Raw genomic sequence first — 13,251 nt, forward strand, 5'->3', positions numbered from 1 at the left:
CCTACAGTAATGCCCCCACCAACCCGTGCAGAAATCGCTCGCAGGCCTGGAGCTGGCTCAACTCGACAAACTCGTCCGGCTTGTGCGCCTGCTCGATGGAGCCCGGGCCGCACACCACTACCGGTACGTTCAAGCGTTGGGCGAACAAACCGCCTTCGGTGCCAAACGCCACCTTGACCTGCTCGGTGCCCGGCGCTGCGAAGGCCGATAGCCAGCGCACGGCCTCTACGGTGGGTGAGGTGTCCAGGCCTGGGTAGGCGTTGATGGTTTGGATCTGGATGGCGGCCACGCCAGAGACTTTTTTCGCCTCGCGGGCGATGGCTTCGGCCTGTTCGGCCAGGTGCGCCAGCATCGCCTCGGGATCGTCCGCCGGCAGGTGGCGGATTTCGAATTCCAGGGTGCACAGGTTGGGCACGATGTTCAGCGCCTTGCCGCCGTCGATGCGGCCCACGTGCACGGTGCTGTAAGGGATGTCGTAGGCCGCGTCCTGGGCGCCTTGTTCGCGCAGCTGGTGTTGCGTGGTGCGCAGGCTGGCGATGAAATCGGTGGCCAGGTGAATGGCGTTGGCCGCCAGGGGCGCCAGCGAGGAATGCGCCTCTTGGCCGTGGCATAGGGCGCGGTACGAAGCCTTGCCCTTGTGGCCCAGGGCCAATTGCATGTTGGTAGGTTCGCCGACGATGCACAGGAACGGCCGCTGGGGCGCCAGGTGCAGCACGTCCAGCAGGCGGCGCACGCCCACGCAGCCGATTTCTTCGTCATAGCTCAGGGCCAGTTGCAGTGGGCGCTTGAGCGGTTGTTCGGCGGCGATGAGCATGGCGTCGATGGCCACGGCGATAAAGCCCTTCATGTCGCAGCTGCCGCGCCCGTAGAGCTTGCCGTCGCTGACCGTGGCCTCGAACGGTGTTTGGGTCCAGGCTTGCCCTGCCACCGGCACCACGTCGGTGTGCCCGGACAGCAGCACGCCGGGCACCTCCTTGGGCCCGACGCTGGCGAACAGGTTGGCCTTGCCGGCGCTGTCGTCGTGCACCAGGGTGCAGTCGATGCCTTTGCTCAGCAGAAGCTGCTGCACATAGTGGATCAGCTCAAGGTTGGACTTGGCCGAGGTGGTGTCGAAGCCGATCAGGCGTTTGAGGATGTCCAGGCTGCGGCTGCTCATGAGGCCTCACTGCGTAGGGCGTTGGCGGCGGCAAAGCGGCCGATGTCAAAGTCGTGGATGCGCGTGGTGGTGCTGCCGGTGCTGATCAGCTCGGCCATCACGTCGCCCACCCCCGGGCCCAGCTGGAAGCCCGCACCGCAGAAGCCAAAGGCGTAGTACAGGCCGTCGACCTGGCTGCTGGGGCCCATGATGGGCAACGAGTCGGGCGTGTAGCTTTCGATGCCGCTCCATACGCGGATGATGTTCAGCGGCGCGATGCCGGGGATCAGCCGGCGCATCTGGCTGATCTGGTTGAGGATGCTGCGCGGTTCGACGTGGGCGCGGCGGGTGTCCATGTTCGGTTTGGTGCGGTAACCGCCACCGATGACGATGTTGCCCCGGGCGATCTGGCGGAAGTAGATCACCTCTTCCGGGATTTTGGTGTACACCCCGATCACGGTTTTAAGCGCATAGGGCACCGGTTCCGTCACGGCCATTTGCGGGCCGTTCTTGTCCAGTGGCACCGGCTCGCCAAACTGCGCCGAGAGCTTGTCGCCCCAGGCGCCCGCAGTGATCAGCAGCTTGGGCGCCTTGAAGGTGCGCCCGTCCACGGTGGTGATGTGAAAGTCACCGCCGACCTTCTGTACCTCGCGTACTTCGGTTTTTTCATGCACCGTGGCCCCGGCGCGAATCGCCGCGCGGGCAAACGCCGGGGCGGCCAGGCGCGGGTTGGCGTGGCCATCGTGAGGCGCAAAGGAGCCGCCCGTGACCTCCGGGCCCAGGAACGGGAAGCGCGCGTGCAAAGCCTTGCCCGTCAGCACCTCCAAGTCCAGCTCGCTGGCCTCGGGCGCCTTGGCGTAGGCTTCAAGGTCGGCGATATGCGCCGGGTCGTAGCACACGCGCATGTGGCCGCTGGGCAAGAACTCCAGGTCGTCGTCGATCAGTTGCGGCAGGCGCTTCCACAGGTTGAACGAGCGGTTGGCCAGTTCCAACTGGCACAGGTAGCGGCCTTGGCGGCGCACGTTGCCGAAGTTCACGCCGCTGGCGTACTGGCCGATCTGGTCGCGCTCCAGGAGGATCACCGAGCGGCCGCGCTGGCGCAGGAAGAACGCAGCCGCCGCGCCCATGAAGCCACCGCCCACGATCACCACATCCGCTTGCAGCGCACTCATGATTCACTCTCCAGCAGTTGCAGGGTCAGGGGTTTGACCGGGGCCTGGCCACGCTGGCGGCCGACCGCTTGCACCGGCACGCCGGCCGCGGCGGCGATGATTTCGGCACCGGCCTGGGAGCAGTAGCGGCCCTGGCAACGGCCCATGCCGACCCGGCTGAAGGCTTTGGCGCGGTTGACTTCGCAGGCGCCCTTCTCGCGCACCACGCCACGCAACTCGCCGGCACTGATCATTTCGCAGCGGCAGACGATGGCTTCGTCCGGCAGGTTTCGCATGTTTTGCGCCGGCCACGGGAAGGCCTGGGTCAGGCCCAGGCGGAAGGTGTCCATCTGCGCCAGGGTCTTGCGCTGTTCGGCCTGCAGGGCGCCGTCGAACGGCAAGCCCAGGTCTTCGATCAGCGCCAGCGCGGCCAGGCGCCCTGCCGCTTCGGCTGCATCGGCGCCGCGAATGCGCGCGCCGTCACCGGCGGCATACACGTTGGCCAAGGAGGTGCGGCCATCACCGTCGGTGTCCAGCAGCCATTGGCTGGAGGCGCTGTCGAAGGCAAACGCACAGCCGGCCAGATCCGCCAGTTGGGTTTCCGGGCGCAGGTGATACCCCAGCGCCACGGCATCGCAATCGAGCTGCAACTCCTGCCCCTTGCTGGTGCGCACTTTCACGCCACTGACGCCGGTTTTTTCATCCCCTAGAATCTGCAACGGCTCCACGCCCAGGTGCACCGAGATGCCGGCGCGGTAAAGGCCGGCCAACAAACCCATGCCGGTGGCCAGCACGCCGGGGCGCGCCAGCAGCTTTGGGGTGGCGACGATTCGTTTGTACAACGGCGAGGTGTCGAGCACCGCCGCCACCTTGGCGCCGGCCTTGTGGTACTGGCTGGCGACCAGGTAAAGCAACGGCCCGGTGCCCATGAACACGACGTTGGCGCCGATGGACACGGCCTGGGCCTTGAGGGCGATTTGCGAGCCGCCCAGGCTGTAGGTGCCTGCCAGTTGCCAGCCCTTGACCGGCAACAGGCGGTCGGTGGCGCCGGTGCAGAGGATCAGGTGGTCGTAATCCAGCGCGCTGTGGCGGCCCTGGCTGACGCAGCTCAGTTGCTGGTCATAGAGGTTCCACACCAGCGTATCGGGGCGGTAGTCCAACTGCCCGCTCAGCCGGTCAAAGGTTTCATGCAGCGCCCGCGCCTTGCCCGCCTCGCTGCCATAGAGCTTGGCGTAGTCACGCGTGAAGCCCTCGGGCTGGCGCCGGTAGATCTGCCCGCCGTCGCGCCGCCCTTCGTCCACCAGGGTGGGGCGAATACCGGCGGCCAGCAGGGTTTGGGCGCAGCGAATGCCAGCCGGGCCCGCGCCGATGATGGTTACCCGTGCAGTGGCCATTGCGCCTCCGGTTGCGTGGTGAGGATGTCCAGGCCTTCGCGCACATCCTGGGAACAGGCGCGCAGGCGTTCGCCGCCGCGGGTCCACACCCAGCAGTCCTGGCAGGCGCCCATCAGGCAGAAGCCGGCGCGCCGGCCGGGGTCGAATTCCGAACCGCGCAGGCTGTCGCCGCTGGTCAGCAATGCAACCATCAAGGTGTCGCCTTGCAGCGCCTGCACGGGCTTGCCGTCGACGATCAGGCTCACGGTAGGCCGCTCTTGCTCGGCGAGGCGGACGAAACGGGCACTCATGCGTAGGCTCCCTGGCTGGGCAAGACAATGGCCGGCTGGGCAGCGAGCAGTTGCGGGCTGTCGAGGTGGCAGAGGATTTCACTGCCGCCATCGATCAGGCGACGGCTGGGCGCGGTGTGGTTGCACAGCCCCTCCACGCGCAACGGGCAGCGGTTGAGGAAGGTGCACAGCTCGCGCTGGTTGGCGGTGGGCGCGGTGATCGGCGGCAACTTGCAGGCCCCGGCGCTGGCTTCCAGCCAACCCTGGCGCAGCTGGGGCACCGAGTTGATCAGCAGGTTGGTGTAGGGGTGGAACGGTGCCTGGGCCAGGGCCTGGCGGCTGCCACCCTCGACGATATGGCCGCTGTACATCACCGCCACGTCGTCGCACAGCGCACGCACCGTGGAAATATCGTGGCTGATGAACAGGTACGATACGCCCAGCTCGCGGCGCAGTTCGGCCAGCAGCTCCAGGATGGCCGCGCCCACTACGGTGTCCAGCGCCGAGGTGACCTCGTCGCACAGGATCAGGTCGGGCTTGGCGGCCAGGGCCCGGGCCAGGTTGATGCGTTGTTTTTGCCCGCCGGACAGCTCGCCCGGGCGGCGCTCGGCCATGCTGCGCGGCAGCTTGACCAGGTCCAGCAACTCGTCGATCCGCTCGCGCTGCGCGGCGCCCTTGAGGTTGTGGTAGGCGCGCAATGGCCGGCCGATGATGTTGGCCACGCTGTGCATCGGGTTGAGCGCGGTGTCGGCATTCTGGAACACCATCTGGATACGGCGGAACTGGTCGGGCGTGCGCCCCGAAAGGCTGCCGGACAGCGGCTGGCCATCGAACTCCAGCGCGCCGCGGGCCGGTTGCAGCAAGCCTGCGACCACCCGGGCCAGGGTCGACTTGCCCGAGCCTGATTCGCCGATGATGCCCACCGCCTGGCCGCGGTGCACGGTCAGGTCGATGTCTTCCAGCACGCGGATCAACGGCAGGCCGTCCAGGGCCTTGGGCCCGTAGCCGGCAACCATGCCCTTGATGCTCAGCAGCGGCGCCTCGCTGCGCGCCACCTCCTCGACGCGGATTTTCGCCGCCGGGCGCGCAGCTTGCAGCAGGCTGCGGGTGTATTCGTGGTTGGGGCTTTTGAGCAGGTTGGCGGTGCCGTTGTCTTCCAGGATTTGCCCGCCATTGAGCACGATGATCTGGTCGGCCATTTGCGCCACCACCGCCAGGTCATGGCTGACATACACCGCCGTGGCGCCGCGTTCGCGCACCACCCGCTTGAAGGCACGCAGCACTTCGATCTGGGTGGTGACGTCGAGCGCCGTGGTCGGCTCGTCGAGTACCACCAGCAGCGGGTCGCTGATCAGCGCCATGGCCGCCATGATGCGTTGCAGCTGGCCACCCGACACTTGGTGCGGGTAGCGGTCACCGATGTGCTCCGGGTCTGGCAGGGCCAGGTCGCGGAACAGCCCGATGGCTTTTTCCTGCAACTGCTTGCGGTTGCCAATACCGTGGATCAGGGCGCCTTCCAGCACCTGGTCCATCAGCTTGTGCGCCGGGTTGAACGCCGCCGCGGCGCTTTGCGCGATGTACGACACGCGGTTGCCGCGCAGCTTTTGCAGCTCGCTTTCTTCCAGGGTCAGCAGGTCGACATCGCCCACCTTCACCTGGCCGCCGGCAATGCGGCAGCCGCGCCGGGCGTAGCCCAGCAGCGACAGGGCGATGGTGGTCTTGCCCGAGCCTGACTCACCGATCAGCGCCAGCACTTCGCCGCGTTCCAGGTTGAAGCTCACGCCCTTGACGATCTCGATTTCGCCGCTGTCGCCGTAGGCGTTGACCCGCAGGTCTTTGACTTGAATAAGGTGGCTCATCTAGTGCCCTCCTGCGCGGCGCTGGCGCCGTGACGAAATGCTGTCGATCAGCAGGTTGATGCCCACGGTCATGGAGCCGATGGCCAGCGCCGGGATCACCAGCGCAGGCGCCCCCTGGCTCAGGCCGCCGATGTTTTCGCGCACCAGGGAGCCCAGGTCGGCGTCCGGCGGCTGGATGCCCAGGCCCAGGAAACTCATGCCACTGAGCAGCAGCACGATGAAACCAAAGCGCAGGCCCAGGTCGGTGAGCACCGGGTTAAGCATGTTGGGCAGGATTTCCACGCAGGCGATGTACCAGCGCGGCTCACCCCGGGTACGGGCGACCTGCACGTATTCCAGCGCCTCGATGTTGGTGGCCAGGCTGCGCGAGATACGGTAGGAACCCGGCGCGTAACTGAGCACGGCGGTGGCGATCAGCAGCGGCACCGAGGCGCCGAAGGCCGAGACCACCACCAGCGCGAGCATCTTGCTGGGGATCGAGATCAGGGCATCCATGATGCGGCTGATGATGTCGTCCAGCCAACGCGGCGAGACCACCGACAGCAGCGCCAGGGAACAGCCCACGGTGCTCGACAGGATGGCCGCGATCAGCGCCAGGCCCACGGTGAAGCGTGCGCCCACCAGCACCCGGCTGAGCATGTCGCGGCCCAGGTAGTCGGTGCCCAGCGGGAACGCCGAGCCCAGGCTGTCAAAAATGTTGTCGCTGATCACTTCGCCCACGCCGTGGGGCGCCAGCCACTGGCCGAACACGGCAATCAGCAGCCAGAACACGCACATCGTGGCGCCGAACACCCCCAGCACCGACAGGCGGCGGCGAGGTTTGAACGGCTTTGCAGTGGCCAGGGGCGCGGCGTTGCCAATGACTTTGTTCATCGCTGTCTCAGCCTCGGGTTGGAAAGGATCGCGCAAACATCGGCCACCAGCACCAGCGCCAGGTAAGCGGCGCAAAACAACATGGTGCAGGCTTGTACCAAGGCCATGTCGCGGTTGGTCACCGCGTCCACCATCAGGCTAGCGATGCCGGGGTAGTTGAAAATGGTTTCGACGATCACCACGCCCCCCAGCAGGTACGACAGGCTCAGGGCCACGGCGTTGACGATGGGGCCGATGGCGTTGGGCAAGGCATGGCGCAACACGATGCGCACCGGGCTTGCGCCTTTGAGGCGGGCCATTTCGACATAGGGGCTGTCGAGCTGGTCGATCACCGCGGCGCGGGTCATGCGCGCCATCTGGGCCACGATCACGCAGCACAGGGTCATCACCGGCAAGGCATAGGCACGCAGGAACTCGAGCGGGGTGTGCACGTCGCTGGCAAACGACAGCGCCGACAGCCAGCCCAGCTTGACCGCGAAAATCAGCACCGCCAGGGTGGCTACCAGAAACTCCGGCACGGCCACCAGGGTCAGGGTGAAAAAGCTCAGCACGCTGTCCAGGCGCCCGCCGCGGCGCATGGCCGAGACGATGCCCAGGGTCAGCGCCACCGGCACCGACACCAGCGCCGTGACAGCCGCCAGCATCAGGGTGTTGGGCAAGCGCCCGGCCATCAGCTCGGTGACCGGCATGGCGTTGGACACCGACTCACCGAGGTGGCCGGTGACCAGCCCGCCCAGCCAGTGCAGGTAGCGCACCACGCCTGGCTGGTCCAGGCCCAGTTTGATGCGCAGGGCCGCCACCTGCTCGGGCGTTGCGAACTGGCCCAGGGCCTGTTGCGCAGCGTCCCCGGGCAATACGGCAGTGATGGCGAACACCACCATCGACACGATCAGCAGCGTCAGCACGCCAGCGCCGAAGCGACGTACGATCAACCAGAACATGGTGTTATGCATGGTACTTCTCCTGCAAAACGAGCCGATCGATCACGCGTCCAGCCAGACCTGTTCGGAGAACATGTAGCCCATGAAGCCGCCCAGCGGGTTGGTGCCGTAGCCCTTGATGCGCGCATCGACGCCATCGATGTTGCTGATGAACACCGGGATACCGATGCCGCAGTGGTCGTGCACCAGGGTTTGCATGTCTGCATACATCTTGCTCCGTTTGGCGTCGTCCGTCTCGCCACGGGCCAGCATCAGCAGTTGGTCGAACTGCTCGTTCTTCCAGCCCGATTCGTTCCACGGGGCGCTGGACTGGAAAAACTGCGAGAAGATGATGTCGGCATTCGGGCGCGGGTTGATGTTGCCGAAGCTGATGGGGTGTTTCATCCAGTGGTTGGACCAGTAGCCATCGGGCGGCAGGCGGTTGACCGTGAGGTTGAGCCCGGCCTGCTTGGCCGACTGTTGCAGCAGCACGGCGATGTCGACCGAACCTGTGGCGGCTGGCGAGGCGACGATCGGCATTTTCACGTCGGCCATGCCGGCCTTTTTCAGCAGGAAGCGCGCCTTGTCCGGGTCGTACGGGGTTTGCGGCAGGTCGGCGTTGAAATAACGCGAGCCTGGCGCGATCGGCTGGTCGTTGCCCACCACCGCGTAGCCGCGGAACACGGCGGATTTGACTTGTTCGCGGTCCAGCAGGTACTTCATCGCCTGGCTGAAATCGGCGTTCTGGGTGGGCATCTGGTCCTGGCGCAAGATCATGTCGGTGTAGTTGCCCGACGGCGCGTCGACCACCTTGTGCCCGGCACTGGCCGCGATACGGGTGGTGGAGCGCGGGTTGACCTCGTTGATCATGTGCACGTCGCCCGACAGCAGCGCGTTGACCCGCGACGGCTCGTCGGAAATGGCGATGAACTCGATCTCGTCCAGGTACGGCAGGCCCGGCTTCCAGTAGTTGGCGTTGCGCGCGGCCACCGAGCGCACGCCTGGGCGGAATTCCTTGACGGTGAATGGGCCGGTGCCGATGCCCAGGTTGAAGTCGGTGGTGTCCTTGGGCACGATCAGCAGGTGCGAGACGGCCAGGATCGACGGCAGCTCGGCGTTAGGCGCGGTCAACTTGATCTGCACTTCCAGGGGGCCGGTGGCCTTGATCTCGGCGAACTGCTCCATCAGCGGCATGACCTTGGAGCCGGTGGCCGGGTCCTTGTGCCGGGTCAGGGAGAACACCACGTCGTCGGCGGTCAGCGACTTGCCGTTGTGGAAGGTGATGCCACTGCGCAGGGTGATGATCCACAGGCTGGCGTCGGTGTGGTCGATTTTTTCGGCCAGCTCCAGTTGCGGCACCAGGTGCGAGTCGAAGCGGGTCAAGCCGTTGTAGAACATGAACTGGCGAGCGTAGTCGGTCGACAACGCGCCTTTAGCCGGGTCCAGGGTGTCGGCGGTGGACGAGGACATGCCCGCCACGCGGATCTTGCCGCCGCGCTTGCCCACGGTGGCCGCGCTGTTTTCGCTGTCGGCGGCAAACACCGACCCTGCCCCGCCCAGCAACCCACCGACACCGCTGGCCATTACCCCGGCCACGCCCAGCATGCGCAACGCATCGCGGCGCGACATGCCACGGTTCAAGCCTTCGAAAATGCGCATGCTGTCCTGGCCTGTGACCAGTTGAGACTCGACTTTCTTGTCTGTCATGTCTTTCTACCTGTCGATAATCGGGTTACACGAAGGGCCCGCGGTTGGCCGCGGAGTGCTTGAAACTAGTGCAAGTGGTCTTGAAGCTTGTAATAAGCGCCCACCAACGGCAGGAACCAGGGCTTGCCGAAGTGCCCGGGAATCGCTGGCCAATCCAATTCGCGCCAGGGGTTGGCGGCGCTATTGCCATCCAGCACATCGGCCATCACCCGGCCCATGTGCACCGACATCTGCACGCCGTGGCCGCTGTAGCCCATGGAGTGGAAAATGCCGTCGTGCTGCCCGGCACGCGGCAGGCGGTCGGCGGTCATGTCCACCAGCCCGCCCCAGCAGTAATCGACCTTGACGTCGGCCAGTTGCGGGAACATCTGCGCCATGCCGGCCTGCAGGATGCGACCGCTCTTGGCGTCGGAACGCAGGTTGGACATGGCAAAGCGCGCCCGGCCGCCGAACAGCAGGCGGTTGTCTGGGGTCACGCGGAAATAATTGCCGATCAGGCGGCTGGTCACATACGACCGCTGGGCCGGCAGCAAGCGCGCCAGCACGTCGGCCGGGAGCACCTGGGTGACGATGATGAAGCTGCCCACCGGTGCCATGCGGCGGCGGTACCAGTTCAGGTCGCCCACCTGCGAGGCACCGGAGGCCAGTAATACCTGCTTGGCCTGCAACGTGCCACGGGCGGTCTGCACTTGATAACCGCCGGCCTTGGCCTGCCATTTGCCAACCGCGGCGTTTTCATAAATCAGCGCGCCGTGCTTGGCGGCGGCTTCGGCCAGGCCCACGCCGAAACGCCCCACGTGCATTTGCACGCCGTTGCGTTGCAACAGGCCACCGTGAAACTGGTCGGAGTCGATTTCGCGGCGCACTTGCGTGGCGTCCAGCAGTTCAACATCGGTGTCCACTTCGCGGCGGATCAGTTCATAAGTCTTGGCCAGGCCCTCGTAATGCTGGGGCTTGGCGGCCAACTTGAGCTTGCCGTTGCGGCTGTAGTCGCAAGCGATGCCTTCGCTGTGGACGATGTCGGCGACACTGGCCACGGCGCTTTCGTAGGCCTGGTAAAACGCTCGCGCCTGTTGCGGCCCGAGCTTGGCCGACAACGCGGCATAATCCTGGGCAACCCCGGTGTTGCATTGCCCGCCATTGCGGCCCGACGCCTCGCCGATCACCCGGCCGGCTTCGAGTACCGCCACGCGCGCGCCCTTCATGGCCAGCGCGCGCGCCGCCGACAGGCCGGTGAAACCGCCACCGACGATGGCGACGTCGACCTGCCCTTCCACGGGGCCTGCCTGGCCGCCATGGAAGGCGGGCGCGGTGTCCAGCCAGTAGGATTCACTGCTCATGTTGTACTCCGTGCCGATGTCGGGCCGCGTTTTTTGGGGGGTGACGGTCAGAGACCGACCAGGCCTGGCAGGCCGCCGATGTCGCTGATGGTGTTGTACTGGTAGCTGGCGTTGGCGGCCGGCTCGTGGCCACGGGCGACGAAAGCCTTGTTCTTGATGCCCATGTCGTGGGCCGAGAACAGGTCGTAACGGAAGCTGGAAGACACGTGCAGCAGGTCTTCGGGGCCGCAACCCAAGTTGTCGAGCATGAACTCGAACGCGGCCAGGCGTGGTTTGTAGACCTTGGCCTGGTCGGCGGTGAACACTTTGTGGAACGGCACGCCCAGTTTGTCGACGTTGGACATGATCTGCGAGTCGCTGGCGTTGGAGAAAATCACCAGGGGGATTTTGTCGGCGATCTTGGCAAGGCCCGCAGTCACGTCGGCGTGTGGGCCCCAGGTCGGTACGGCGTCGTAGTACAGGCGCGCTTCTTCTTCCTTGAACAGCACGTTCCAGCGCTTGCAGGTACGCTCCAGGGCATTTTTCAGAATCACGTCGTACGGCTGCCAGTCGCCCATCACTTGGTCCAGGCGGTAGCTGGAGAAGTCCTTGACGAACTGGTCCATGCGCTCGGCCGGCACGCGGTCGGCGAACAGCTCGCGGGTCATGGTGCCCATGTGGAAGTTGGTCAGGGTGCCGTAGCAGTCGAAGGTAATGAATTTAGGGCGAAGAAAGCTCATGGTGCCGTCCTGAAAGTTCGTTGAAAGTCGGGGCGCGCAGACCCTGAATCAGTCCTGCGGTGGCTCAACCCACCACTGCGCAACAGCTTCATTACACCACTGTGAAATCAGCAGATGGCGTTTAAAGCGCTGGCTGGAAAACACAAAAAGCCGTTTTGAGGGGCCGCTTCAGCAGAGAGTGCGGGCTGCGCCAGGCCTGGGCAAGGCCCCAATTGGTGCGCTGTTTTAGCCCTTTAACGGGGCTTACAGGGGGTATTGGGGGCCTGGTCACAGCATAATCTGCCTTGAGCCCCAGAATGCAAAACGGGCGCCAGATTGCTCGGGCGCCCGTGTGGGATGAAGCGTTTCAGCTTAGTGGGCGATGTCGATCAAAACGCTCTTGAAGCGCAGGTTCGCTTCAAAGGCTTCGCGCCCCAGGTCCTTGCCGATGCCGGAGCGTTTGTAGCCGCCGGTGGGGATGATGTTGTCGTTGCTGCGCCCGTAACGGTTGACCCACACGGTGCCCACTTCAAGGCCGCGAACCATGCGCAACGCGCGGTTCAGGTCGGCAGTGTGCACGCCGGCGGCCAGGCCATAGGTGTCGTGGGCGGCCAGGGCCAGGGCCTCGGCTTCGTCATCGAAACACTGGATGGTCAGCACCGGGCCGAACACTTCTTCCAGCACCGCGGGGTTTTGGCTATTCACGCCGGCCAGCAAGGTGGGCTGGTAATAAGCGCCGCCCAGGCCCTCGAACAGCTGGCCACCGGTAATGACTTCGGCACCGGCCTGCACGCTGCGCTGCACGATGCCATCGATACGCTGGGCCTGCAGGCGGGAAATGATCGGTGGCAGAGTGCTTTCTGCTGTCCAGGTGGGGCCGGGGCGCAGGGCTTCGAAATAGCGCTTGAGGTAGGCCACGAAGGGTTCCAGGATCGAGCGCTGAATAATCAACCGCGAACCGCTCACGCATACCTGCCCGGCGTTGCCGGTGATGGCCAGGGCCACGGTATGGGCGGTGCGCTCGATGTCCGGCACGTCGGCGAAGACGATTTGCGGGCTTTTGCCGCCCAATTCCAAAGTCACCGGCTTAGGCCCGGTGAGGGCGCAGGTGGACATGATGCTGGCGCCGGTGGCGGTGGAGCCGGTGAAGGTCACCTTGCCGATGCGCGGGTGCCGGCAGATCGCGTCCCCGGTGGTGCGGCCATCGCCCTGCACCACGTTGAACATGCCGGCCGGCAAACCGGCCTGCACGGCAAGCTCGGCAAAGCGCAGGCTGGAGAACGGGGTCATCTCCGAGGGCTTAAGCACCACGGCATTTCCTGCCGCCAGGGCCGGGGCGACCTTCCAGTGGCCCATGCTGAGGGGGAAGTTCCACGGTGCGATGGCGCCGATCACGCCGTAGGGTTCGGCGATCTGCATGCCCAGGCGGTCAGTCTGGGTGGCCGCCACCTGGCCGCCGTGCTTGTCGGCCAGCTCTGCGAAAAAGCGGATGCCTTCGGCGACATAGGGGATGTCCCAGCCCACCACGTCCTTGACCGGGCGGGTGGAACCCACCGCTTCCAGCGGCGCCAGGATCTGCGCATCGGCCTCGATCAGGTCGGCCCAGCGACGCATCACGCGCGCCCGCTCACGGGGCGGGCGGCTGGCCCAATCGCTGCTGACGAAAGCTTGATGGGCATTGCTCACCACTTCGTCGACGGTGTCGGCATCGGCCAGGGGCAGCTCGGCATAAGCCTGGCCGTCGGAGGGCCGCGAGACATCGATCCGGCCCGAACTGTCGCGGTACTCGCCACCGATGAAATGCGCGCAACGCACGTTGACACTGTTGGGATCGAAGCTGTTCATCAAGCACTCCTGCAAGGAAACCGGGGCGGCCATTTGGGTGACTGCCGATGCCGTCCATCG

11 protein-coding genes are annotated in these 13,251 nt (G+C 65.6%); all 11 read right to left on the reverse strand.

What is annotated here, in order from left to right; translation table 11 throughout:
- Position 1: 1 nt before the first annotated feature.
- Complete coding sequence (gene argE, locus L9B60_RS02970) at positions 2-1,156, reverse strand: acetylornithine deacetylase (RefSeq protein ID WP_249676077.1); 1,155 nt, start codon at positions 1,154-1,156, stop codon at positions 2-4.
- Positions 1,153-2,307: an NAD(P)/FAD-dependent oxidoreductase gene (locus tag L9B60_RS02975; RefSeq protein WP_249676080.1), complete on the reverse strand. Its 1,155-nt coding sequence runs from the start codon at positions 2,305-2,307 to the stop codon at positions 1,153-1,155. The genes argE and L9B60_RS02975 overlap by 4 nt, the downstream gene beginning before the upstream one ends.
- A complete protein-coding gene (locus L9B60_RS02980) occupies positions 2,304-3,680 on the reverse strand; it encodes an FAD/NAD(P)-dependent oxidoreductase (RefSeq protein ID WP_249676083.1) in 1,377 nt (458 codons plus the stop codon). The genes L9B60_RS02975 and L9B60_RS02980 overlap by 4 nt, the downstream gene beginning before the upstream one ends.
- Positions 3,662-3,970 carry a (2Fe-2S)-binding protein gene (locus tag L9B60_RS02985; protein WP_249676088.1) on the reverse strand — a complete coding sequence of 103 codons (309 nt, stop codon included), beginning with the start codon at positions 3,968-3,970 and terminating at the stop codon, positions 3,662-3,664. The genes L9B60_RS02980 and L9B60_RS02985 overlap by 19 nt, the downstream gene beginning before the upstream one ends.
- Complete coding sequence (locus tag L9B60_RS02990) at positions 3,967-5,808, reverse strand: ABC transporter ATP-binding protein (protein WP_249676090.1); 1,842 nt, start codon at positions 5,806-5,808, stop codon at positions 3,967-3,969. Before L9B60_RS02990 ends, L9B60_RS02985 begins: the two co-directional genes overlap by 4 nt.
- Positions 5,809-6,681: an ABC transporter permease gene (locus L9B60_RS02995; protein WP_249676091.1), complete on the reverse strand. Its 873-nt coding sequence runs from the start codon at positions 6,679-6,681 to the stop codon at positions 5,809-5,811. It lies immediately after the preceding gene.
- Positions 6,678-7,634 carry an ABC transporter permease gene (locus L9B60_RS03000; RefSeq protein WP_249676092.1) on the reverse strand — a complete coding sequence of 319 codons (957 nt, stop codon included), beginning with the start codon at positions 7,632-7,634 and terminating at the stop codon, positions 6,678-6,680. The genes L9B60_RS02995 and L9B60_RS03000 overlap by 4 nt, the downstream gene beginning before the upstream one ends.
- A gap of 30 nt (positions 7,635-7,664) precedes the next feature.
- Positions 7,665-9,308 carry an ABC transporter substrate-binding protein gene (locus tag L9B60_RS03005; protein ID WP_249676094.1) on the reverse strand — a complete coding sequence of 548 codons (1,644 nt, stop codon included), beginning with the start codon at positions 9,306-9,308 and terminating at the stop codon, positions 7,665-7,667.
- A gap of 65 nt (positions 9,309-9,373) precedes the next feature.
- A complete protein-coding gene (locus tag L9B60_RS03010; protein ID WP_249676096.1) occupies positions 9,374-10,648 on the reverse strand; it encodes an NAD(P)/FAD-dependent oxidoreductase in 1,275 nt (424 codons plus the stop codon).
- A 47-nt stretch (positions 10,649-10,695) separates the two neighbouring features.
- Positions 10,696-11,367, reverse strand: coding sequence for a haloacid dehalogenase type II (locus L9B60_RS03015; protein WP_249676099.1), 672 nt, complete (start codon positions 11,365-11,367; stop codon positions 10,696-10,698).
- A 351-nt stretch (positions 11,368-11,718) separates the two neighbouring features.
- On the reverse strand, positions 11,719-13,191 hold the full coding sequence (locus L9B60_RS03020; protein ID WP_249676100.1) for an aldehyde dehydrogenase family protein: 1,473 nt from the start codon (positions 13,189-13,191) through the stop codon (positions 11,719-11,721).
- Positions 13,192-13,251 lie beyond the last annotated feature (60 nt).

Origin of the sequence: Pseudomonas abieticivorans (genome assembly GCF_023509015.1) — a bacterium.
Classification (GTDB): domain Bacteria; phylum Pseudomonadota; class Gammaproteobacteria; order Pseudomonadales; family Pseudomonadaceae; genus Aquipseudomonas; species Aquipseudomonas abieticivorans.